At 52.9% G+C, this 22,356-nt stretch carries 20 protein-coding genes; 13 read left to right on the top strand and 7 right to left on the bottom strand.

Annotated features, from left to right (window positions below; all coding sequences use genetic code 11):
- Positions 1 to 144 precede the first annotated feature (144 nt).
- Positions 145 to 1,089, top strand: a complete 945-nt coding sequence (gene pbpG, locus I6L74_RS01285; RefSeq protein WP_059179243.1) for a D-alanyl-D-alanine endopeptidase — start codon at positions 145 to 147, stop codon at positions 1,087 to 1,089.
- Here pbpG and I6L74_RS01280 read toward each other — a convergent pair whose 3' ends face one another.
- Positions 1,090 to 1,644, bottom strand: a complete 555-nt coding sequence (locus tag I6L74_RS01280; RefSeq protein ID WP_059179242.1) for a GNAT family N-acetyltransferase — start codon at positions 1,642 to 1,644, stop codon at positions 1,090 to 1,092.
- A gap of 93 nt (positions 1,645 to 1,737) precedes the next feature.
- Positions 1,738 to 3,504: a D-lactate dehydrogenase gene (dld, locus tag I6L74_RS01275; RefSeq protein WP_059179241.1), complete on the bottom strand. Its 1,767-nt coding sequence runs from the start codon at positions 3,502 to 3,504 to the stop codon at positions 1,738 to 1,740.
- 188 nt (positions 3,505 to 3,692) lie between these two features.
- Here dld and bglX point away from each other — a divergent pair, with 188 nt between their 5' ends.
- From bglX to I6L74_RS01250, 5 genes are all read left to right on the top strand, one after another.
- Positions 3,693 to 5,990, top strand: coding sequence for a beta-glucosidase BglX (gene bglX, locus I6L74_RS01270; protein ID WP_072241871.1), 2,298 nt, complete (start codon positions 3,693 to 3,695; stop codon positions 5,988 to 5,990).
- Between the two features lie 145 nt (positions 5,991 to 6,135).
- A complete protein-coding gene (gene osmF / locus I6L74_RS01265) occupies positions 6,136 to 7,053 on the top strand; it encodes a glycine betaine ABC transporter substrate-binding protein OsmF (RefSeq protein WP_059179239.1) in 918 nt (305 codons plus the stop codon).
- Positions 7,054 to 7,065: 12 nt separating this feature from the next.
- Positions 7,066 to 8,223 (top strand): ABC transporter permease, encoded by a 1,158-nt coding sequence (locus I6L74_RS01260; RefSeq protein ID WP_059179238.1) that lies wholly within the window; start codon positions 7,066 to 7,068, stop codon positions 8,221 to 8,223.
- Entirely contained in the window at positions 8,216 to 9,166 is a 951-nt protein-coding gene (locus I6L74_RS01255; protein ID WP_059179237.1) for an ABC transporter ATP-binding protein, read from the top strand. The genes I6L74_RS01260 and I6L74_RS01255 overlap by 8 nt, the downstream gene beginning before the upstream one ends.
- Positions 9,150 to 9,887, top strand: coding sequence for an ABC transporter permease (locus I6L74_RS01250; RefSeq protein WP_015959725.1), 738 nt, complete (start codon positions 9,150 to 9,152; stop codon positions 9,885 to 9,887). The genes I6L74_RS01255 and I6L74_RS01250 overlap by 17 nt, the downstream gene beginning before the upstream one ends.
- Here I6L74_RS01250 and I6L74_RS01245 read toward each other — a convergent pair.
- Complete coding sequence (locus tag I6L74_RS01245) at positions 9,862 to 9,975, bottom strand: protein YohO (protein WP_015959724.1); 114 nt, start codon at positions 9,973 to 9,975, stop codon at positions 9,862 to 9,864. The two genes, I6L74_RS01250 and I6L74_RS01245, sit on opposite strands and share 26 nt — an antisense overlap.
- A gap of 79 nt (positions 9,976 to 10,054) precedes the next feature.
- Complete coding sequence (gene mlrA, locus I6L74_RS01240; protein WP_059179236.1) at positions 10,055 to 10,786, bottom strand: HTH-type transcriptional regulator MlrA; 732 nt, start codon at positions 10,784 to 10,786, stop codon at positions 10,055 to 10,057.
- A 219-nt stretch (positions 10,787 to 11,005) separates the two neighbouring features.
- On the opposite strand from mlrA, the gene I6L74_RS01235 reads away from it, so the two are divergent.
- Genes I6L74_RS01235 through I6L74_RS01225 form a run of 3 tightly spaced genes read left to right on the top strand, consistent with a single transcriptional unit; the run spans position 11,006 to position 13,920 of the window.
- A complete protein-coding gene (locus I6L74_RS01235; RefSeq protein WP_059179235.1) occupies positions 11,006 to 12,694 on the top strand; it encodes a sensor histidine kinase in 1,689 nt (562 codons plus the stop codon).
- Positions 12,688 to 13,407: a two-component system response regulator BtsR gene (gene btsR / locus I6L74_RS01230; protein ID WP_059179234.1), complete on the top strand. Its 720-nt coding sequence runs from the start codon at positions 12,688 to 12,690 to the stop codon at positions 13,405 to 13,407. The genes I6L74_RS01235 and btsR overlap by 7 nt, the downstream gene beginning before the upstream one ends.
- A 45-nt stretch (positions 13,408 to 13,452) precedes the next feature.
- The gene (locus I6L74_RS01225) at positions 13,453 to 13,920 is read left to right on the top strand and encodes a YehS family protein (protein ID WP_059179233.1); all 468 of its coding nucleotides are present in this window, start codon (positions 13,453 to 13,455) and stop codon (positions 13,918 to 13,920) included.
- Between the two features lie 31 nt (positions 13,921 to 13,951).
- Here the strand turns inward: I6L74_RS01225 and metG are convergent, their stop codons facing one another.
- A complete protein-coding gene (metG, locus tag I6L74_RS01220; protein ID WP_059179232.1) occupies positions 13,952 to 15,985 on the bottom strand; it encodes a methionine--tRNA ligase in 2,034 nt (677 codons plus the stop codon).
- Positions 15,986 to 16,151: 166 nt separating this feature from the next.
- Between metG and apbC the strand changes: the two genes are divergently transcribed.
- The gene (gene apbC / locus I6L74_RS01215) at positions 16,152 to 17,261 is read left to right on the top strand and encodes an iron-sulfur cluster carrier protein ApbC (RefSeq protein WP_059179231.1); all 1,110 of its coding nucleotides are present in this window, start codon (positions 16,152 to 16,154) and stop codon (positions 17,259 to 17,261) included.
- Positions 17,262 to 17,284: 23 nt separating this feature from the next.
- On the opposite strand, the gene I6L74_RS01210 is transcribed toward apbC, so the two are convergent.
- Both I6L74_RS01210 and I6L74_RS01205 read right to left on the bottom strand, forming a co-directional pair.
- Positions 17,285 to 17,770 carry a GNAT family N-acetyltransferase gene (locus I6L74_RS01210; protein ID WP_059179492.1) on the bottom strand — a complete coding sequence of 162 codons (486 nt, stop codon included), beginning with the start codon at positions 17,768 to 17,770 and terminating at the stop codon, positions 17,285 to 17,287.
- Positions 17,715 to 18,044: an RcnB family protein gene (locus I6L74_RS01205; RefSeq protein ID WP_059179230.1), complete on the bottom strand. Its 330-nt coding sequence runs from the start codon at positions 18,042 to 18,044 to the stop codon at positions 17,715 to 17,717. The genes I6L74_RS01210 and I6L74_RS01205 overlap by 56 nt, the downstream gene beginning before the upstream one ends.
- A 485-nt stretch (positions 18,045 to 18,529) precedes the next feature.
- Between I6L74_RS01205 and I6L74_RS01200 the strand changes: the two genes are divergently transcribed.
- From I6L74_RS01200 to etk, 3 genes are read left to right on the top strand one after another with little or no spacing between them, the layout of a single operon-like run.
- Positions 18,530 to 19,669, top strand: coding sequence for a polysaccharide export protein (locus I6L74_RS01200; protein WP_059179229.1), 1,140 nt, complete (start codon positions 18,530 to 18,532; stop codon positions 19,667 to 19,669).
- On the top strand, positions 19,657 to 20,103 hold the full coding sequence (locus I6L74_RS01195; RefSeq protein ID WP_059179228.1) for an arsenate reductase/protein-tyrosine-phosphatase family protein: 447 nt from the start codon (positions 19,657 to 19,659) through the stop codon (positions 20,101 to 20,103). The genes I6L74_RS01200 and I6L74_RS01195 overlap by 13 nt, the downstream gene beginning before the upstream one ends.
- Before the next feature lie 15 nt (positions 20,104 to 20,118).
- Complete coding sequence (gene etk, locus I6L74_RS01190; protein ID WP_059179227.1) at positions 20,119 to 22,299, top strand: tyrosine-protein kinase; 2,181 nt, start codon at positions 20,119 to 20,121, stop codon at positions 22,297 to 22,299.
- Positions 22,300 to 22,356: the final 57 nt, after the last annotated feature.

Below are 22,356 nucleotides of genomic sequence, written 5' to 3'. Positions count from 1 at the left end.
GCCAGCAATACAGCATCTGTTCACGATTCTTCGCTGGCGACATGCGCCCGGCACCGCTATGATGCCTTTGCCAGCCTGTGTCCGCGCGTTTTCACAGGAGGCGTACGTCATAACGTGCATGAATAATTATCAGAAGTTTCCCCCATGCTGAAATTCCGAGTCTCATTACTTAGCCTTGCGCTGATCCTGGCGGCGCCCGTTGCCGTACCTGCGATCGCGAAAACACCTGCACTGACGACTGCCGCTCAACCGGAAATTGCTTCGGGTAGCGCGATGATTGTCGATCTGAACACCAACAAAGTGATCTATTCCAGTCACCCGGATCTGGTGCGTCCGATTGCCTCAATTACCAAATTAATGACCGCGATGGTGGTGCTGGATGCACGACTGCCGCTGGATGAGAAACTCAAGGTCGATATCAGCCAGACGCCGGAAATGAAGGGGATTTACTCTCGCGTGCGTTTGAACAGCGAAATCAGCCGTAAAAATATGCTGCTGCTGGCATTGATGTCCTCGGAAAACCGTGCGGCAGCGAGCCTGGCACATCATTATCCTGGCGGTTACGACGCGTTTATTCGCGCGATGAACGCGAAAGCGAAATCACTGGGGATGAAGAATACGCGTTTTGTGGAGCCGACGGGTCTGTCGATCCATAACGTGTCGACCGCGCGCGATCTGACCCAAATGCTGATCGCCAGCAAGCAGTATCCGCTGATCGGACAGCTCAGCACCACGCGTGAAGAGATGGCCACGTTTGCGAATCCGGCTTACACGCTGCCGTTCCGCAATACTAACCATCTGGTTTATCGGGAGAACTGGAATATTCAGTTAACCAAAACGGGCTTTACCAATGCGGCGGGTCACTGTCTGGTGATGCGTACTGTGTTCAACGGTAAACCGGTGGCGCTGGTGGTGATGGATGCCTTTGGTAAATACACCCACTTTGCCGATGCCAGCCGTCTACGGACCTGGATTGAAACCGGTAAAGCCCAGCCAGTACCGGCGGCAGCGTTGAGCTATAAAAAGCAAAAAGCTGCGCAAATGGCCTCAGCGTCATCGGCGGGTGAACAAACCGCGCAAAACGATTAACTATTCCGGCAGCGTCCAGTCACCGTCGTTGAGTGGACGCTGCATGATCAGCGTATCCCGCCAGTTCCCTTTCTTGTAGCCCACGCTTCTGAGCTGTCCGGCCACTTCAAAGCCATGCTTTTTGTGCAGACGAATAGAGCCTGAATTGTTGTGCCCGTCACCCACCACCGCAATCATTTGTCGCCAGTGGCCTTGTTCGCAGCGTTCAATCAGGGCATCCATCAGCGCGCTGCCAAAACCGCGTCCAGTGGCGCTGGCATCGACATAGATCGACTCTTCAAGCGTATAGCGATAGGCAGGGCGAGCGCGATACAGCGCGGCATAGCAGTAACCCACCACCACACCACGATAAAGCGCCACCAGCCAGGGCAACCCCTCGGCGGCGATATCGCGCATGCGCTGGCGAATTTCATCAATAGCGGGAGGGACTTCTTCAAACGAGGCGCGACCGTTCAACACATGCCAGGCATAGATGGCGGCAATCGCGTGGACATCGTCAGGCTGGGCGTCGCGCACCTCAACTTCATTCGCAGATAAGATCTCAACGGCCGACATGGCGGGCTTTCTCCTGGAAGAAAAAAGCCGGAGAAACGTTTCTCCGGCACGTGTCGATACTCTAGTACGATTGATGTGCGCTTAACAATATTTTCAGTGAGGCTTTACGGATTGTTCAGAGGCTTGCGAATCACCACCGTCTGAAGTAACCGCTTCACGCCAGTATTTATGCTTTGTCGTTTTGCCAATGCCGGGGTTCATGCTGTTTGTTGGATCATTCTCGCGATAAAAACGCTTAAGCGTGTCCGGCGCTTCATACAAATGACCAACATTGTGTTCAGCAGGGTACTGCGCCCCGCGAACGCGCAACAGTTCAAGCATTTCGTCTTTCAGAGCATGCGCATCGACACCCTTTTTGACGATGTAATCCTGATGGAAAACGTGGCACATAAAGTGACCGTAATAGAGTTTATGCACCAGCTTGCTGTCGATCTCAGGCGGCAACTGTTCAAACCATTCCGTATCGTTACGACGCAGGGCAATGTCCAGCGCCAGAATGTCTTCGACCTCTTCGGAATGGACGGCCTGATAGCGAATCGCTGCGCCCGCCGCCGCAAAGCGGTGTAAAAACGCTTTGCTGCCTTCTTCCGGTGTACAGGCAAAGAAATCGCCCTCGGCAGTTTTGAAGAATTCACTCAGCCAGGTTTGCGCTTCATTAATCCCGTCGCCCGCCATCTTCAACAGCAGATGGTGTTCGTATTTATCACGCCAGCTTTTCATGCGCGGCGGTAAATGCGCCGGGAACGCGTTGCCCAGTTTCTGCATAAAACGATCGGTAAAATGCGGTTTAAACAGCGAGACTTTACCCAGCATCGCGTCGGCGCGGCCTTTCATGGTGAAGAAGAACGGCATTTTATCGGTGCCGAGCTTGTCGATCATCAGGAAGGTGTCTTTGCCGTAGCGCTCAGCGATATCGTAAATATCACGGTGCATGTATTCGCCCGCCACCGGCAGATTCGCGAATTCACCCAGAATATGGCGGCGGATTTCCGTCAACACGTCCGGCTGGTTGGTGCCGATATAAAAGACCTGCTGTTTCTTCTCGGCGGGGAAGGTATCGAGACGCACGGCGAACACCGCCAGCTTGCCCGCACACCCGGAGGATTCAAACAGACGATCCGGATCGGCGTTGTAACGCGCCGGGGTATCGGCGTCGATATCCCGCACGCGGGTAATGTAATCATGATCGTGGGCGTGACGACCGTCGTGCTGAACGTCAGCGTCGGTGACGCGCTCGTCGTCAAGTTTACTGAGGATCTGTTCTGGCGTGACGCCGAGATTGATACCCAGATGGTTCACCAGCGTGAGCTTGCCGTTTTCGTCAATGCGCGCGTACAGCGACATTTCGGTATAAGCCGGCCCGCGCTGCACCAGCGAACCGCCAGAGTTGTTGCAGATCCCACCGACCACCGATGCGCCAATACAGGATGAACCAATCACAGAATGCGGTTCGCGACCGAGCGGTTTAAGCGCCTTTTCCAGTGAATACAGCGTGGTGCCAGGGTATGCCAGCACCTGCTCACCTTTATCCAGCACATGCAGCTTATCCAGGCGTAAAGTGCTGATAATGACAATATCGCGGTCGTAATCATTGCCGTTTGGCGTGGAGCCCTCTGTCAGACCGGTATTCGCCGCCTGCATCAGAATGATTTTGTCGGCTTCGACGCAGGCCGCCAGCACGCGCCACAGGTCGAGCAGCGTACCCGGGAAAACCACAGCCAGCGCCTCGCCCTGACCGGAACGAAAGCCTTTGCGATAACGGGCCGTTTTTTCCGGGTCAGTCAGCAGGTGCGAGTGGCCGACCAGCCGCGACAGTTCGTTAATGAATGCGTTGTGATGTTGAGTCCGAACAGAAGTCATTTTCCACTCCTTGTGGTGGGGCAAATTTCTCGCTGTAAAGCATAGCGCGATTAACTTATAAGCGAACAAGTATTCACGAGAAAAATCAGAGAATAACCCTGCAACGTTTTAAGGGTTTGTGGCACACTGCGCTTTTCGCACGGTCTGGCCGAGTTTTCCGGCGGTTGATGATGAGAGAGTACAACAACATGAAATGGCTTTGTTCTGTAGCTGTCGCAGTAGGTCTGGCGCTGCAACCCGCGCTCGCTGAAGATCTGTTTGGCAATCACCCGTTAACCCCGGAAGCACGCGATAAATTCGTCAACGAATTGCTCACGAAAATGACGGTCGATGAGAAAATCGGCCAGCTGCGTCTGATCAGCGTCGGACCGGATAACCCGAAAGAGGCGATTCGCGACATGATTCAGGAGAGTCAGGTCGGGGCGATTTTTAACACCGTGACCCGTGAAGACATCCGCAAAATGCAGGATCAGGTGATGCAGTTGAGCCGCCTGAAAATTCCTCTGTTCTTCGCTTACGATGTCGTCCACGGCCAGCGTACCGTTTTCCCTATCAGCCTCGGTTTAGCGTCCTCTTTCAATCTGGATGCAGTCAGAACCGTTGGGCGTATTTCTGCTTATGAAGCGGCGGATGATGGCCTGAACATGACCTGGGCGCCTATGGTCGACGTCTCCCGCGATCCGCGTTGGGGCCGTGCGTCAGAAGGGTTTGGTGAAGATACCTACCTCACCGCGACCCTGGGCAAAACCATGGTAGAAGCGATGCAGGGTAAAAGCCCGGCGGATCGCTACTCGGTGATGACCAGCGTTAAACACTTTGCGGCGTATGGCGCAGTCGAAGGCGGTAAAGAGTACAACACCGTGGATATGAGTCCGCAGCGTCTCTTCAACGACTACATGCCACCGTATAAAGCCGGGCTGGATGCCGGTAGCGGTGCGGTCATGGTGGCGCTGAACTCTTTGAATGGCACACCGGCGACCTCAGATTCCTGGCTACTCAAAGATGTTCTGCGCGATCAGTGGGGCTTTAAAGGCATCACCGTTTCCGATCACGGCGCGATTAAAGAGTTGATTAAGCACGGTGCGGCGTCCGACCCAGAAGACGCGGTGCGCGTGGCGCTCAAAGCCGGTATCAACATGAGCATGAGCGACGAGTATTACAGCAAATATCTGCCCGATCTGGTGAAAACCGGCAAGGTGACGATGGCAGAGCTGGATGACGCCACGCGCCATGTGCTGAATGTAAAATATGACATGGGCTTGTTTAACGATCCGTACAGCCATCTGGGACCAAAAGATTCCGATCCGGCGGATACCAACGCGGAAAGTCGTCTGCACCGCAAAGATGCCCGTGAAGTGGCGCGCGAAAGTTTGGTTCTGCTGAAAAACCGTCTCGAGACGTTGCCGCTGAAAAAATCGGGCACCATTGCGGTCGTTGGTCCTCTGGCTGACAGCAAACGCGACGTGATGGGGAGCTGGTCCGCTGCGGGCGTAGCCGATCAATCCGTTACCGTGTTGACGGGGATTAAAAACGCGCTGGGTGAAAACGGCAAAGTGGTTTATGCCAAAGGCGCGAATGTCACCAACGATAAAGATATCGTGACGTTCCTGAATCAGTACGAAGAGGCGGTGAAAGTTGATCCGCGTTCTGCCCAGGCGATGATCGACGAAGCCGTTAACGCGGCAAAGCAGTCTGACGTGGTGGTTGCCGTCGTCGGCGAAGCGCAAGGCATGGCGCACGAAGCGTCCAGCCGCACGGATATCAACATTCCACAAAGTCAACGCGACCTGATTGCTGCGCTGAAAGCCACCGGTAAACCGCTGGTGCTGGTGCTGATGAACGGTCGTCCGCTGACGCTGGTCAAAGAAGATCAACAGGCTGACGCGCTGCTGGAAACCTGGTTTGCGGGTACTGAAGGCGGTAACGCGATTGCCGATGTGCTGTTTGGCGATTACAACCCATCGGGCAAACTGCCGATGTCCTTCCCGCGCTCGGTTGGGCAGATCCCGGTGTACTACAGCCATCTCAATACCGGCCGTCCGTATAACGCGGATAAGCCAAACAAATACACCTCACGCTACTTTGACGAAGCGAACGGCCCGCTGTATCCGTTTGGTTACGGTCTGAGCTATACCACCTTCAACGTTTCCGACGTGAAAATGTCAGCATCGTCTATGAAGCGTGACGGAAAAGTGACGGCCAGTGTGGAAGTGACCAATACCGGTAAACGTGAAGGGGCGACCGTCATCCAGATGTACGTTCAGGACGTCACCGCGTCGATGAGCCGTCCGGTGAAGCAGCTGCGCGGCTTCGAAAAAGTGGATCTGAAACCGGGCGAGACGAAAACCGTCAGCTTCCCAATTGATGTCGACGCGCTGAAGTTCTGGAATCAGCAGATGAAATATGACGCTGAGGCCGGCAAGTTTAACGTCTTTATCGGGGTTGACTCCGCTCGCGTGAATAAAGGCGAGTTCGAACTGCTGTAATTTCTCCTGCCCCTGAATCCCCCGCCAGTCGGGGGATTGTTCTTACCTTATGCTAATAACGCATTTTGTCGGTTAAATTGCCCGTTTTAAACTACGCTTTTCTCTCAAGCCTCTGATAAGGGCGATAAAAAATGAGGATAGCGGAATGACAATTTCAAAGCGGGTTTTAGGGTCTGCGGCGTTGCTGGCGGCGTTAAGCCTGCCATTACAGGCGGCTGAGCCGGTAAAAGTCGGATCGAAAATCGATACCGAAGGGGCTTTGCTCGGCAATATTATTCTTCAGGTTCTTGAAAGCCACGGCGTTAAAACGGTCAATAAAGTGCAGCTTGGTACAACGCCCGTCGTGCGCGGCGCGATCACGTCTGGTGAACTGGATATCTATCCGGAATACACGGGCAACGGCGCATTTTTCTTTAAAGATGAAAACGATGCGGCGTGGAAAAATGCCAGCGCAGGCTACGAGAAAGTGAAAAAACTCGACGCCGAGCAGAATAAGCTCATCTGGCTGACGCCAGCCCCGGCAAACAACACCTGGACCATTGCCGTGCGCAAAGATCTGGCTGAGAAAGGTAAACTCACCTCCCTCGACGATTTAAGCCGTTATCTTAAAGATAAAGGTGATTTTAAACTCGCCGCATCGGCCGAATTTATCGAACGTCCGGACGCGTTACCGGCCTTTGAAAAAGCGTACGATTTCAAACTCGATCAGAAACAGCTTCTGTCTCTGGCTGGCGGTGACACCGCGGTGACGATTAAAGCTGCAGCGCAGCAAACATCAGGCGTGAATGCCGCGATGGCGTACGGCACAGACGGTCCGGTTGCCGCGCTGGGGCTGCAAACGCTCACCGATCCAAAAGGTGTCCAGCCGATCTATGCGCCCGCGCCCGTTGTACGTGAAGCGGTGCTGAAAGCCTATCCGCAGATGGGCGACTGGCTGAAGCCGGTGTTTGAAACGCTTGATGAAAAAACGCTGCAACAGCTCAACGCGAGCATTGCTGTGGAAGGGCTGGATGCTAAAAAAGTGGCGGCCGATTACCTGAAGCAAAAAGGTCTCGTAAAGTAACAGGGAAAAGTGGTGCCAATAAAATGTCATAACCGTGTACTGTTGCTGCTGGCGTGCTTTGCGCTGGCAGCGTGCGCGTTGCCGTTTGTTAATTTTGCCCCTAATCGCCTGGTTTCCGGTGAAGGGCGTGCGGTCTGGCAGATATGGGCATTTTCGCCCATGTTGTTGGGACTGTCTCTGGTGCTGATGGCGTTGCTGTCGTTCTGGCGGGGGCGTCTGTCGCTGATTCTCACGTTGTTCCTGTGCGAATCTCTTTTCGCGTTACTGGTGTGGAGTGCCGGTCTGGCCGCTACGCATTTGAGCACGGTTGAAAGCCCGCTGGCACGAACGTCAATCGGCAGTGGATTGTGGCTGTGGATAGCCCTGTGCCTGTTGGGCTGTAGCGATGCGATTCGCCGACTCACTCAGCAGCCGCTCTGGCGCTGGCTGCTGAATGCGCAGATCTGGATCGTGCCGCTGCTGATCGTGTTTAGCGGCGAGCTACATTCGCTTTCGTTGCTGAAGGAGTACGCTAATCGCCAGGATGTGTTTGACGATGCGCTGGTCCAGCATTTGACCATTCTGTTTGGTACGCTGATTCCGGCGTTGCTGATCGGCGTACCTGTTGGCATGTGGTGTTATCGTCATCCCTCTCGTCAGGGGCCGGTTTTTGCCGTACTTAACGTGATTCAGACTATCCCTTCTGTAGCCCTTTTTGGTTTGCTGATTGCTCCGCTCGCCGGGCTGGTGAAATCATTTCCTGCGCTTTCATCATTGGGTATCGCAGGCACAGGGCTGACGCCTGCGCTCATTGCGCTGGTGCTATATGCATTGCTGCCATTGGCGCGCGGGGTTCTGGCGGGGTTAAGCCAGGTTTCACCGGACGTGCTGGAAAGCGCCAGTGCGATGGGCATGAGTCAGCGTCAGCGCTTCTGGAAGGTGCAGCTACCCATCGCGTTGCCGCTTCTGCTGCGCAGCCTGCGCGTGGTAACGGTACAAACCGTCGGTATGGCGGTGATTGCGGCGCTGATTGGTGCCGGCGGTTTCGGGGCGCTGGTTTTCCAGGGGTTACTCAGCAGTGCGCTGGATTTAGTTTTGCTTGGCGTCATTCCAACCATTGCGCTGGCGGTGGTCATTGACGCCGTCTTTGCCTTGTGGCTCGCTCTGCTGAAAGGGAAAAATCATGATTGAATTTCATAATGTGAATAAGAATTTTGCCGGTCAGCCCGCAGTCCGCAACCTCAATTTACGCTTTGAAGAAGGGGCATTCTCAGTGCTGATTGGCACTTCCGGCTCCGGGAAATCCACGACGCTCAAGATGATCAACCGGCTGGTGGAACATGACAGCGGGATGATTCGTTTTGCCGGAGAGGAGATCCGAAGTCTGCCGGTGCTGGAGTTGCGCCGCCGCATGGGGTATGCCATTCAGTCGATTGGCCTGTTCCCGCACTGGACGGTCGCGCAGAATATTGCCACCGTGCCGCAACTGCAAAAATGGTCGCGGCAGAAAGTCGCCGAGCGGTTAGATGAACTGATGGCGCTGCTGGGCCTTGAGCCGCAGTTGCGCGAGCGTTTCCCGCATCAGCTTTCCGGCGGTCAGCAGCAGCGCGTGGGCGTGGCGCGGGCGCTGGCGGCGAATCCCCAGGTGCTGTTGATGGATGAGCCTTTTGGTGCGCTGGACCCGGTCACGCGCGGCGCGTTGCAAACCGAGATGACGCGCATTCACCGCATTCTGGGCCGTACCATTATCCTGGTGACGCATGATATCGATGAAGCGCTGCGCCTTGCCGACCGACTGGTATTGATGGACAACGGTGAAGTGGTGCAGCAGGGAACGCCGCTCGAACTGTTAACCCGTCCGGCGACGGATTTTGTCCGCGAATTCTTTGGCCGCAGCGAACTGGGCGTCCGACTGCTTTCGCTTCGCACGGTAGGGGAATATCTGCGTCCTCAGAATGCCACCGTGACGGGCGATGCGCTGCATATTCAGATGAGCCTGCGTGATGCGCTTTCAGCCTTTGTCGCCCACCAATGTGAAGTCTTGCCGGTGGTTGATGAGCACGGGACGCCGTGCGGCACGCTGCATTTTCGCGATCTGCTGGCAGGGGAGGTGGCGCATGAAGTGGATGCGTGATCCGCTGCTATGGCTGGTTGTGGTGTTTGTCGCGTTATTGGGATGGATGCCGCATAGCGGTGCGCTGTTTGGCGCGTTATTTCCTGAATTACCGCGACCGGTTTATTTGCAGGAGAGTTTTATCAGCCTGACGCTGGCGCATTTCTGGCTGGTGGGCGTGTCGAGCGTGATCGCAATTGTGCTGGGGGTTGGCGCCGGTATCGCGGTAACACGTCCCGCAGGCAAAGAGTTTCGCCCGCTGGTCGAGACCATTGCTGCCATCGGTCAGACGTTTCCGCCAGTGGCGGTGCTCGCCATTGCCGTTCCGGTGATCGGGTTTGGTCAGGAACCGGCGATTATTGCACTGATATTGTATGGCGTGTTGCCGATTTTACAGGCGACGCTGGCGGGACTGACGGCGGTTCCAGCGGCGGTGGTGAGCGTCGCAGAAGGCATGGGCATGAGCGCCGGACAGCGGCTGAGAAAGGTAGAACTGCCGCTTGCTGCCCCGGTGATTCTGGCGGGGATCCGAACGTCAGTCATTATTAATATTGGCACCGCGACCATTGCATCAACCGTTGGGGCGAATACGTTAGGCACGCCGATCATCATCGGTCTGAGCGGATTTAACACCGCGTATATTCTGCAAGGCGCGGTGCTCGTTGCGCTGGCGGCGATTGTGGTCGATCGTGGTTTTGAACGACTGGCGCGGTATATCAGCCGACACCGCCACGCACGATAAATGAATAACCGGCCAGCATGACGCCGCCGATGCCGCTGATAGCCATTAAGGCGAAGAGAGTAATGGCGGCCACTTTGGTTGCCTTCATGATGTGCTCCTTTTGTTAACCGTCCAATTATACGGTGAAGCACGTCTGTTAATGAACCATTAAATGCCGTGAAGGTAAATTACGGACCGAGAGTAAAGACGGGATAGCCATGCTCTCGCCATTCGCTCAGGAGCTGTTGCTGAGCGGCGGTCGGAATATCGCCGCACCAGACAAGCAGCGTTTGCCCTTCGAACAGCTCCGGACGAAGGTTGGGTAAGGAATGCGCCAGCACGTCGACGCGCCAGCCTTGCTGAGTCGCAATCCACGCTTCAAGCCATAGACGTGTGGTATCGTGCACATTCCAGCCAACGACCAGTGCATCTTTGCCGCTCTTCTTGCGTGCCGATGAGAGGCACACGGAAATGTAATTGATCAGTACGCCATCCAGCATGCTCAGTAACGTCTGCAATGCCGGTTGCTGGGACTGGAGGCGACGGCGAAGAGGAATAAAGAGGTGAGTGATCAACGTCTGGGCAGGATAATCCCGCCCCTGTTCCTTGATCCAGGTGCGCAAGCGCTGAAGGTTTCCAGCCTGCAGGAACCGTAGCAGGGTTTCCTGATGCTCACGCCATTCGCTCTGGCAACCGGGTTCGTGTTCGGTTAACAGCGACTTAACCTTGCTGACCTGTACGCCATTATCGATCCAGCTTTTGATTTCGCGGATACGGTCAATATCCGCATCGTTAAACAGGCGGTGTCCACCGTCGGTTCGCTGCGGTTTCAATAACCCATACCGTCGCTGCCAGGCTCGCAGTGTCACGGGATTGATCTCACAAAGCACTGCCACTTCACCTATTGTGTAAAGCGCCATGTTCGCCCCCTGGCTTGCGCATCCCCAGAATAACTGTAGACGCTGATTCACGAACCAGGAAGAATCGACCGTTTTTTGTACAAATAATGCGAAGGATGGACTATCTCCGGGTAAACGATGTGATACCGGACACGAATTACAGCTTTTTTGGAATGCTTCAAAGAAAGTTAATGTGCATCAGTGTATGTTACGCGTTTTTAGAAAGTGCGGTTTTCGGCTATGTACGAATTTAATCTGGTGTTGCTGCTGCTTCAGCAGATGTGTGTGTTTTTGGTCATCGCGTGGCTGATGAGTAAAACGCGGCTGTTTATTCCGCTGATGCAGGTGACCGTTCGCCTCCCGCACAAACTACTTTGCTACGTCACTTTCTCCATTTTCTGCATTCTGGGGACCTATTTTGGTCTTCATATCGAAGATTCCATCGCCAATACTCGCGCTATCGGTGCCGTGATGGGCGGGTTGCTCGGCGGCCCGCTTGTCGGTGGCCTGGTGGGATTAACCGGCGGATTACATCGCTATTCGATGGGCGGGATGACGGCGTTGAGCTGTATGATCTCCACCATTGTTGAGGGATTGCTCGGCGGTCTGGTTCACAGCTATATGATCAAACGCGGTCGCCCGGATAAAGTTTTTAGCCCGCTGACCGCGGGGGCGATTACGCTTGTGGCCGAGCTGGCCCAAATGCTGATCATCTTGCTGATTGCGCGTCCCTTTGAAGATGCGCTGCATTTGGTCAGCAGCATCGCGGCACCGATGATGGTGACTAATACTGTGGGTGCGGCGTTGTTCATGCGCATCCTGCTCGACAAGCGCGCCATGTTTGAAAAATACACCTCGGCATTTTCCTCCACGGCGTTAAAAGTCGCCGCGTCGACAGAAGGCATTTTGCGCCAGGGTTTTAACGAAGAGAACAGCATGAAAGTGGCGCAGGTGCTGTATCAGGAGCTGGATATCGGTGCCGTCGCCATTACCGACCGCGAACGATTACTGGCGTTTACCGGAACCGGTGACGACCATCATTTACCGGGTAAGCCCATTTCGTCCGCTTACACGCTGCGGGCGATTGAAACAGGCGAGGTAGTCTACGCCGACGGTAACGAAGTGCCTTATCGCTGCTCGTTGCATCCCCAGTGCAAGCTTGGCTCTACGCTGGTGATCCCGCTACGGGGTGAAAATCAGCACGTGATGGGGACCATTAAATTATACGAGGCCAAAAACCGCCTGTTCAGTTCCATCAACCGCACCTTAGGCGAGGGGATTGCACAGCTGTTATCGGCGCAAATCCTGGCCGGGCAATATGAACGGCAGAAGGCGTTGCTGACACAGTCAGAGATCAAACTGCTGCATGCGCAGGTGAATCCGCATTTCTTGTTCAATGCCCTGAATACGCTGAAAGCAGTGATCCGACGAGACAGTGACCAGGCGGCACAGCTGGTGCAATTTCTCTCGACCTTTTTCCGCAAGAATTTGAAACGCCCGTCGGAGATAGTCACGCTGGCTGATGAGATTGAGCATGTGAATGCGTATCTGCAAATTGAAAAAGCACGATTCCAGTCGCGCTTGCAGGTGTCGTTATTTGTGCCGGATGAATTAGCGCATCAGCATCTTCCGGCGTTTACTCTGCAGCCGATTGTTGAAAACGCGATTAAACACGGGACGTCTCAGCTGCTGGGCACCGGTGAAATTAGCATCACGGCCAGCCAGTTTAATCATCATCTGGTGCTGGATATTGAAGATAATGCCGGGCTTTATCAGCCTGCAGCCGTAGCAGGCGGGTTGGGAATGAGCCTGGTGGACAAACGCCTGCGCGCGCATTTTGGCGATGATTGCGGAATCACCGTCGCCTGCGAAGCAGACAGCTTTACCCGTATTACCTTAAGATTGCCGCTGGAGGAAAACGTATGCTAAGAGTGCTGATTGTTGATGATGAGCCGTTAGCGCGGGAAAACCTGCGGGTTCTGCTTCAGGAGCAGAACGATATCGAGATTGTGGGCGAATGCGCGAATGCGATAGAAGCTATTGGCGCAGTGCATAAATTGCGCCCGGACGTACTCTTCCTGGATATTCAGATGCCGCGCATTAGCGGTCTGGAAATGGTCGGAATGCTCGACCCCGAACACCGCCCGTATATCGTTTTTCTGACGGCGTTTGATGAGTACGCGGTGAAAGCATTCGAGGAGCATGCGTTCGATTATTTGTTGAAACCGATTGAAGAAAAGCGGCTCGACAAGACGCTTAACCGTTTACGTCAGGAGCGTACCGTGCAGGACGTCTCGCTGCTACCGGAACATCAGCAGACGTTGAAATTCATTCCCTGCACCGGACATAGCCGAATTTATCTCCTGCAAATGGACGATGTGGCTTTCGTCAGCAGCCGCATGAGCGGTGTTTTTGTCACTAGCGCTGAAGGCAAGGAAGGTTTTACGGAGCTGACGCTGCGCACGCTCGAAAGCCGTACGCCGCTGATACGCTGCCATCGCCAGTATCTGGTGAACATGGCACATCTGAAAGAGATCCGTCTGGAAGAGAACGGCCAGGCCGAACTGGTGTTACGCGCAGGGCAGACGGTGCCGGTGAGCCGCCGCTATCTCAAGAGCCTGAAAGAGGCGATTGGGCTGTAAAACTGGTACACTGCACCCATCGCAATACCGAAAGCTGAAGGCATTATGTTAAGTAACGACATTCTTCGTAGCGTGCGCTACATCCTGAAATCGAATAACAACGATCTGGTGCGTATTCTCGCACTCGCCGAAGTGGAAACTACGCCGGCAAATATTACCAGCTGGATAACCAAAGAAGACGAAGAGGGCTTTGTTCGCTGCCCGGACATCATTCTCTCGTCGTTTTTGAATGGCCTGATTTACGATAAGCGCGGAAAGGCAGAAGACACGCCTCCGCTGTCGCCAGAGCGTCGTGTTAACAACAATCTTGTGTTGAAGAAATTGCGTATCGCATTTTCCCTCAAAACCGATGATGTGCTGGCGATCATGGCCGAGCAGAAATTCCGTGTGTCGATGCCGGAAATTACCGCCATGATGCGTGCGCCGGATCATAAGAATTACCGTGAATGCGGCGACCAGTTTTTGCGTTACTTCTTACGCGGGCTGACCAACCGCTTGCATAAGAAAGCATAAAAAAAGCCGGAGATTATCTCCGGCTTTTTATTTATTTCACCTGCTGACCAGGCTTGGCACCTTCGTCAGGGCTTAACAGGAAGATATCTTTCCCGCCAGGGCCTGCAGCCATCACCATCCCTTCAGAGATGCCGAAACGCATTTTGCGCGGCGCAAGGTTAGCAACCATCACCGTCTGGCGACCAATCAGCACCTGCGGATCGGGATAGGCAGAGCGAATGCCTGAGAAGACGTTACGCTTTTCACCACCCAGATCCAGCGTCAGGCGCAGCAGCTTGTCGGAGCCTTCAACGAATTCTGCATTTTCAATCAGCGCGACGCGCAAATCGACTTTTGCGAAATCGTCAAAAGTGATGGTTTCCTGAATCGGGTCATCCGCCAGCGGGCCCGTCGCCGGAGCCGCAGCGGCTTTCACTTCTTCTTTAGACGCCTCAACCAGCGCTTCAACCTGTTTCATTTCGATACGGTTATACAGCGCTTTAAAGGTGTTCACCTTGTGGCTGAGCAACGGCTGCTGAATAGCATCCCAGGTCAGTTCGGTGTTCAGGAATGCTTCTGCACGTTCAGAGAGCGTTGGCAGAACGGGCTTCAGATAGGTCATCAGCACGCGGAACAGGTTGATGCCCATAGAGCAAATCGCCTGCAGATCCGCATCGCGGCCTTCTTGCTTCGCGACAACCCACGGTGCCTGCTCATCGACATAGCGGTTTGCCAGATCGGCCAGGGCCATGATTTCGCGTACGGCTTTGCCGAACTCACGCGCTTCCCACGCTTCGCCAATGGTCGCCGCTGCGTCGGTGAAGGTTTTATACAGCGCCGGATCGGCCAGTTCAGCCGCCATCACACCGTCAAAACGCTTGCCGATAAAGCCTGCGTTACGGGACGCCAGGTTGACTACTTTATTCACGATGTCTGCGTTCACGCGCTGGACGAAGTCTTCCAGATTCAGGTCGATATCATCAATGCGAGACGAGAGCTTCGCGGTGTAGTAATAGCGCAGACTGTCGGCGTCAAAGTGATTCAGCCAGGTGCTGGCTTTAATGAACGTACCGCGAGATTTGGACATCTTCGCGCCATTCACCGTGACATAACCGTGGACGAACAGATTTGTCGGTTTACGGAAGCCGCTGCCTTCCAGCATGGCGGGCCAGAACAGGCTGTGGAAATAAACGATGTCTTTGCCGATGAAGTGATACAGCTCGGCGTCGGAATCTTTCTTCCAGTATTCCTCAAAGCTCGTGGTATCGCCGCGCTTGTCGCACAGGTTCTTGAACGAGCCCATGTAGCCAATTGGCGCATCGAGCCAGACGTAGAAATATTTGCCCGGCGCGTCGGGAATTTCAAAACCGAAGTAAGGCGCATCGCGGGAAATATCCCACTGCTGCAGACCGGATTCGAACCACTCCTGCATTTTGTTCGCGACCTGTTCCTGTAGCGCACCGCTGCGTGTCCACGCCTGCAGCATTTCGCTAAACGACGGCAGGTCAAAGAAGAAGTGTTCAGAATCACGCATCACTGGCGTCGCGCCAGACACCACGGATTTTGGCTCGATAAGCTCGGTTGGGCTGTAAGTTGCGCCGCACACTTCGCAGTTATCGCCGTACTGATCCGGGGATTTACATTTCGGGCAGGTGCCTTTCACGAAACGATCCGGCAGGAACATGCCTTTTTCTGGATCGAACAGCTGAGAGATGGTGCGGTTTTTAATAAAACCGTTCTCTTTCAGACGGGTGTAGATAAGCTCCGACAGTTCGCGGTTCTCGTCGCTGTGCGTGGAGTGATAGTTGTCGTAGCTGATGTCAAAGCCAGCAAAATCGGTCTGATGCTCCTGACTCATTTCGGTAATCATCTGCTCTGGAGACATGCCCAGCTGCTGTGCTTTCAGCATGATCGGTGTGCCGTGGGCATCGTCTGCGCAGATGAAGTTTACCTGGTGGCCGCGCATTCGCTGGTAACGGACCCAGACATCAGCCTGGATATGCTCCAGCATGTGGCCGAGGTGGATTGAACCGTTTGCGTACGGCAGTGCGCACGTTACCAGAATTTTTTTCGCGACTTGAGTCATAGTGGGCATTACTTCTTTTAACTGTAAAAAGGGCTTTTGATGTTACCCGAAAGGCCATAACTACGCCAAGAATTAAGGGCATCAATCCATAAATGAATAATTGTGACCACTGGGGTAAACTTAACGGTGACGAGTACTTTTTCAGAACAACAACAAAGGAGTCGGGATGAGTCCTCAATCCCAGGCCAAATCACCGGAAGCCTTACGAGCAATGGTCGCCGGGACGCTGGCAAATTTTCAGCATCCAACACTGAAACACAATCTTACGACGCTGAAAGCGTTGCACCACGTGGCATGGCTGGATGACACCCTGCATATCGAAGTGCAGATGCCGTTTATCTGGACGAATGCTTTCGAGGCGCTCAAAGAGCAGTGCAGTTCAGATCTGCTGCGCATCACAGGCGCGAAAGCGATTGACTGGAAATTGACGCACAATATCGCCACGCTAAAACGCGTAAAAAACCAGGCGGGCGTGAATGGTGTTAAGAACATTATCGCCATCAGCTCCGGTAAAGGCGGAGTAGGGAAATCCTCTACCGCAGTCAATCTGGCGCTGGCGCTGGCGGCTGAAGGGGCAAAAGTCGGGATTCTTGATGCCGATATTTACGGCCCCTCTATCCCAAATATGTTAGGTGCGGAGAATCAACGACCAACCTCACCGGATGGCACCCATATGGCGCCTATTATCGCTCACGGGCTGGCGACCAATTCCATTGGTTATCTCGTCACCGATGATAACGCGATGGTGTGGCGCGGCCCGATGGCCAGTAAAGCGCTGTTGCAAATGCTGCAGGAAACCCTGTGGCCGGATCTTGATTATCTGGTCCTGGATATGCCGCCGGGCACCGGCGACATTCAGCTGACGCTGGCGCAAAATATTCCTGTCACGGGTGCTGTTGTCGTTACGACGCCGCAGGATATTGCGCTGATCGACGCTAAAAAAGGCATCGTCATGTTTGAGAAGGTTGAAGTGCCGGTGCTGGGTGTTGTCGAAAATATGAGTGTGCATATTTGCAGCAACTGCGGGCATCACGAAGCGATCTTTGGTACTGGTGGCGCTGAGAAACTGGCCGAGCAGTATCACACACAGCTTCTCGGACAAATGCCGCTGCATATCACGCTGCGTGAAGATCTTGATAAGGGTAAGCCAACGGTTGTTAGCCGTCCTGAAAGCGAGTTTGCCGAGATGTATCGCCAGCTGGCAGGGCGCGTCGCAGCCCAGCTTTACTGGCAGGGTGAAGTCATTCCGAGTGAGATCGCCTTCCGCGCGGTTTAAACACGCATAATACAGGCTGCCTGTCAGGGTAGCCTGTAATGCATCAGATAATATTCCCCGTCCGGAGAATCCCCCGTCGCTTCGATGTGCCAACCGTGTCGTTGATAAAACCTCACGGCGCGCTCATTTTTGACCAGACACTTCAGAGCACCCGTGCTGGTGAAGCTTTTCTGAACGTGTGTTAACAACGCGCTTCCTACGCCTGCGTGCAGCCGTTGCGGATCGACAAACAGATTGTGCAGAAAATTATCGTTAGTCCATACCGAGGCAAATCCAACCCGATGACCGTCATGGATGGCGACCCAGATTTGCTCATTACGCGTAGCGGCATCGAAATCTTCGAGTTGCCACCGATCGCTATTAAGCCACGGCCAGGCCACCCGGCGAGAATGCAAAAAGAGCGTCCGCAGGAAAGGGCGATCGCTCTCCTGCCAGGGTCTAACGACGATCGAATCAGCGATGATAGAAAATATCCCCGTTGTACGCTTTATAAATTTTACCGTCAGTATCGCCAATCAGGACGTAATTTTCGCCCATGTAAGTCCAGTGTGTCCCTGCGTCCGGCGCGGGAAGATTACGCAGTTGATATTGTTTGATGGTGTACTCAGGCGTTTGGTACTGCGCCGGAGCGGTGTCACCAATTTTAAATTTTGTAAAGTCGGCGATGAATTCTTGTTCTTCATAGGCTTGAATGCCTGATGGTGAAGCCGTTTGTGGGGCAGAATAAGCCGCACTGGTCAGTGACATCAAGACACCCAAAAGCAGCATTTTACGCTTAGTCATTTTCTCTCCGCTTAGACTTTTACTGTTACCTCAACCCACTGTCTCATGCAGTGTGGTCAACAGGCTATTTTAAATGGCATGGCTGTGCTTGTTCGATAAAAAATGTAACAAATTTGGGCAGGTTTGCACATGGATTGATTCAATTCTCACGGGAATGCATTGGTGTGAATTGAATCATCGAAATTATGATTCGTGAGAAGTATTTGAGTAATGGATAAAGTATAAAACTGGACACTACAGTGAATGAATTTATTAACACGACGTTCTAGTATTTAAAATTCATGCGAATACCCTGCATGACTTTATAGCTGACAGTATTTTGGCTTGCAATGGATTGCTAAAACATTCTCTGGTTTGTTTTTTGTCCATTACCTGATAAGGGTTTAATTTAAGTTTTTGATAAACTTTAAATTAAATGTATCACTTGCTTGTCATTTATAAGCAAGCCCTAATAATTTCTTAGAAAGTAAGACCTCGCTATTTACATGAAAAATAAAATATCGCTGCCAATTTTAACACTAATAATAAGCCATTTGACCGGGTGCGCTGCTTTACCTGGGCAACAACTTGGCTTATCAGGTAAAAATATCATTCCTGCAACGGATGCAAATTTTAATATTAATGAGAAAGTTGATGTGTATACCGTTACGCCTTCTCTCATCGATATGTTACGTCCAACGACGTTGAAATCTCAGTCAAATCCTAGTCTGGATGAGCGATTAAAGAAGTGGGAATACCATGTTGACGTTGGTGACATCCTCACGATTACCGTCTGGGATCACCCGGAACTCACCACACCTGCGGGTCAATATCGCAGTGCGAGCGATACCGGTAACTGGGTCGCATCAGATGGGACTCTTTTCTACCCTTATATCGGTAAATTACATGTTGCCGGCAAAACAGTGTCGCAAATCCGCGAAGAGATCGCTGCTCGTCTGGATTCAGTGATCGAAAGTCCGCAAGTTGACGTTAGCGTCGCGTCCTTCCGCTCTCAAAAAGCGTATGTGACAGGTGAAGTCGTTAAATCCGGGCAACAACCTATCACCAATATTCCACTGACTGTGATGGATGCAGTGAATGCAGCAGGGGGATTGTCTCCTGATGCTGACTGGCGTGACGTAGTGATCACGCATAATGGGCAGGACAGTCATATTTCGCTTTATGCGCTCATGCAACATGGCGATCTCACGCAAAATAAATTGCTTTATCCCGGCGACATTTTATTTGTCCCACGCAACGATGCGCTGAAAGTTTTCGTGATGGGAGAAGTTGTCAAACAGAGCACATTCAAGATGGATCGCAGCGGAATGACGCTCGCGGAGGCATTAGGAAATGCCGGCGGGCTCAATCAGGATATGGCGGATGCAACGGGCATTTTTGTTATCCGCTCGGAAGCCAAAACCGCGAAATCAGGAAAAATTGCCAGCATTTACCAACTCAATGCTAAAGATGCCTCGGCTTTGGTATTGGGAACGGAATTCCAGCTACAGCCTTACGATATTGTGTACGTGACGACTGCGCCATTATCACAGTGGAATCGTGTCATTTCCCAACTCGTTCCGACAATCAGTGGCGTGCATGATCTGACTGAAACCGTTCGCTATATCAGAACGTGGCCGCAGTAATGATTAACTCCATTTTGGTGGTTTGCACCGGAAATATATGCCGCTCGCCTATTGGTGAGCGGTTGTTACGCCAGCAAATGCCTGGTTTAACCGTGGCGTCTGCTGGCGTGAGTGGCCTGGTCGGTCACTCGGCGGACGCACGAGCCCAGGAGGTGGCCGCGTTACACGGTATTTCGCTTGAAGGTCATGTTGCGCAAAAACTTAGCCTGGAGTTGATGCGCGCTTACGATCTTATTTTGGCAATGGAACCTGAACATCTGAACCATATTTCATCTATTGCACCTGAAATCAGAGGCCGATCGCTCCTCTTTGGGCAATGGCTACAACCTCGGGAGATTCCCGATCCGTTTCGTAAAAGTCATGAAGCGTATGAATACGTATTTGATCTGCTTGGCAAGGCGAGTCAGGAATGGACTCAACGACTGAGTCACTAAAGGAATTAAGCATTAATGTCTTCACATACTACAAACGGTTATGTCGCAGCGACTGAAAATCAGGAGGTTGATCTCATTCGTTTGCTGGGCGTCATGATCGACCATCGTCTGCTTATTTTGTGCATTACCTTCCTCTTTACTGCGATCGCAGGACTGTATGCGTGTGTGGCGACGCCGATTTACAAGGCAGACGCCATGGTGCAAATCGAAGGGAAACAGGATAACAGCCTGCTTAAAAATCTTGGTGAATTGAACCCAGAACTTTCTCCCGATGCGTTACCTGAAATTCAGTTGCTTAAATCACGCATGATCCTTGGTAAAACGGTGGACGATCTTCATCTGAACTATGACGTAAAAAATTATTATTTCCCCGTGTTTGGGCGTATCTGGGGGCGGATGACGGGACGCAAACCCGCCACGTTGAGTCTCATCAATTTACATATACCCGCTGTGAAGGGTAAGGCTCAGTCGCTGACGCTGACGATACAGGATTCAAAGAATTATCGTATTGAAGTTGATGATTTTCAGGGGGAAGGCGTTGTAGGTGAATTTTTCGAAAAGAATGGAGTGTCTCTCTGGGTAAACTCGATGGTTGGGCCATCTGGAACGCGGTTTATTCTGAATGAACAATCGAAGCTGGAATCCATTAATGTACTTAACAACCGGTTTGCTGTCGTCGAAACGGCCAAGCAAAGTGGTGTGCTTAACCTGTCGCTAACGGGCCCGGATCCCGACTTGATTGCCCGTTCGTTGGATAGCATCACAGAAAACTATTTACGCCAAAACATAGATCGTCAGGCCGCTCAGGATGCGAAAAGTCTGGCATTTTTACAGCGAGAATTGCCGCAAATCCGGGCAGATCTGGATTTGGCCGAGGAGCGGCTCAATAGCTATCGTAAACAACGCGATTCTGTTGACTTAACGCTGGAAGCAAAGTCCGTACTGGAACAGATTGTTAACGCGGATAACCAGTTGAATGAACTCACGTTTCGTGAAGCGGAGATTTCTCAGCTTTTTAAAAAGGATCACCCGACTTATCGGGCGTTGAATGAAAAGCGGCAAACACTTGAAAACGAAAAAGCGCGCCTGAATAAACGCGTGACCGCGATGCCTTCAACGCAACAGGAAATACTGCGCTTGAGCAGGGACGTTGATTCCGGCCGTGCGGTTTACCAACAGCTCCTGACGCGCCAGCAGGAGCTCAGTATTTCTCGCTCAAGCGCAATTGGTAACGTCCGTATTATTGACTCTGCGGTCACACAGCCTGAACCGATTAAACCTCAGAAACCGTTAATCGTGGTAATAGGAGGCCTGTTGGGCTTCGTCCTTTCTGTGGGCATCGTCCTGCTGCGTATGGCAATGAAACGGGGTATCGAAACGCCTGAGCAACTCGAAATGCAGGGAATAACTGTTCTTGCAACGTTGCCGCGTTCTGAATGGCTGTGGAAAAAGACGCGTTTGCGGAGTAAGCGATTTATCAGCGAACGCTGGAATCACAGAACACGAGATGTTCCTTTCCTGCCCGTGGACAGGCCGGTCGATGTCTTTGTTGAGGCTATTCGTGGCCTGCGTACCAGCCTGCATTTCACCATGATGGGGACCCATAATCGCGTCATCATGCTGACGGGCCCTACGCAGGACTGCGGTAAGACGCTGGTGGCTACATCACTTGCTGCCATCGTTGCGCAAGCTGGGCAGAAAGTGCTGTTTATCGATGCAGATATGCGCAAAGGTTATGTCCATCAGATATTTTCGCTCACCAACCGTTGCGGTCTGGCTGATGTGTTAATGGGAAAAGGGGGATATCAGGACGCTATACAGCACTATGCGCCCGGTGGCGTTGATGTGCTGACCTGCGGCCAGGCGCCGACTAACCCTTCGGAGTTGCTCAACGGGGATCATTTCCAGCAGCTACTAAAATGGGCCAACGAGCATTATGAGATGGTTATCGTTGATACCCCCCCAATACTTGCTGTCACGGATGCGTCATTAGTGGGAAGAAGGTCGGGTACAACATTGCTGGTGGCGAGATTTGGTATGACTAGCGTCAAAGAGATGCAGGCATGCGTTAAACGCCTTCATCTGGCTGGCGTTTCTATCGATGGTGCCATTCTGAATGATGTTGTTAAATCCGCTGCCATCTATTACACCGCGGGTTATGGCTCGTATGAGTACCGTCAGGCGGCCGAAAAGTAAAACGATGATGTGCACTCAGCGCAGCGAACGGTAATTCTCCGTGTCGGCATGAGTGTA

The organism is Lelliottia amnigena, from assembly GCF_019047465.1.
Classification (GTDB): Bacteria; Pseudomonadota; Gammaproteobacteria; order Enterobacterales; family Enterobacteriaceae; genus Enterobacter; species Enterobacter amnigenus.
Note: the sequence above shows the minus strand (reverse complement) of the source record. Positions and strands in the feature narration are given on the sequence as shown.

Bases quoted from the DNA above. Each gene is read 5' to 3' on its own strand.
- pbpG (WP_059179243.1), top strand. From the start codon at position 145: ATGCTGAAATTCCGAGTCTCATTACTTAGCCTTGCGCTGATCCTGGCG.
- I6L74_RS01280 (WP_059179242.1), bottom strand. From the start codon at position 1,644: ATGTCGGCCGTTGAGATCTTATCTGCGAATGAAGTTGAGGTGCGCGAC.
- dld (WP_059179241.1), bottom strand. From the start codon at position 3,504: ATGACTTCTGTTCGGACTCAACATCACAACGCATTCATTAACGAACTG.
- bglX (WP_072241871.1), top strand. From the start codon at position 3,693: ATGAAATGGCTTTGTTCTGTAGCTGTCGCAGTAGGTCTGGCGCTGCAA.
- osmF (WP_059179239.1), top strand. From the start codon at position 6,136: ATGACAATTTCAAAGCGGGTTTTAGGGTCTGCGGCGTTGCTGGCGGCG.
- I6L74_RS01255 (WP_059179237.1), top strand. From the start codon at position 8,216: ATGATTGAATTTCATAATGTGAATAAGAATTTTGCCGGTCAGCCCGCA.
- I6L74_RS01250 (WP_015959725.1), top strand. From the start codon at position 9,150: ATGAAGTGGATGCGTGATCCGCTGCTATGGCTGGTTGTGGTGTTTGTC.
- I6L74_RS01245 (WP_015959724.1), bottom strand. From the start codon at position 9,975: ATGAAGGCAACCAAAGTGGCCGCCATTACTCTCTTCGCCTTAATGGCT.
- mlrA (WP_059179236.1), bottom strand. From the start codon at position 10,786: ATGGCGCTTTACACAATAGGTGAAGTGGCAGTGCTTTGTGAGATCAAT.
- I6L74_RS01235 (WP_059179235.1), top strand. From the start codon at position 11,006: ATGTACGAATTTAATCTGGTGTTGCTGCTGCTTCAGCAGATGTGTGTG.
- btsR (WP_059179234.1), top strand. From the start codon at position 12,688: ATGCTAAGAGTGCTGATTGTTGATGATGAGCCGTTAGCGCGGGAAAAC.
- I6L74_RS01225 (WP_059179233.1), top strand. From the start codon at position 13,453: ATGTTAAGTAACGACATTCTTCGTAGCGTGCGCTACATCCTGAAATCG.
- metG (WP_059179232.1), bottom strand. From the start codon at position 15,985: ATGACTCAAGTCGCGAAAAAAATTCTGGTAACGTGCGCACTGCCGTAC.
- apbC (WP_059179231.1), top strand. From the start codon at position 16,152: ATGAGTCCTCAATCCCAGGCCAAATCACCGGAAGCCTTACGAGCAATG.
- I6L74_RS01205 (WP_059179230.1), bottom strand. From the start codon at position 18,044: ATGACTAAGCGTAAAATGCTGCTTTTGGGTGTCTTGATGTCACTGACC.
- I6L74_RS01200 (WP_059179229.1), top strand. From the start codon at position 18,530: ATGAAAAATAAAATATCGCTGCCAATTTTAACACTAATAATAAGCCAT.
- etk (WP_059179227.1), top strand. From the start codon at position 20,119: ATGTCTTCACATACTACAAACGGTTATGTCGCAGCGACTGAAAATCAG.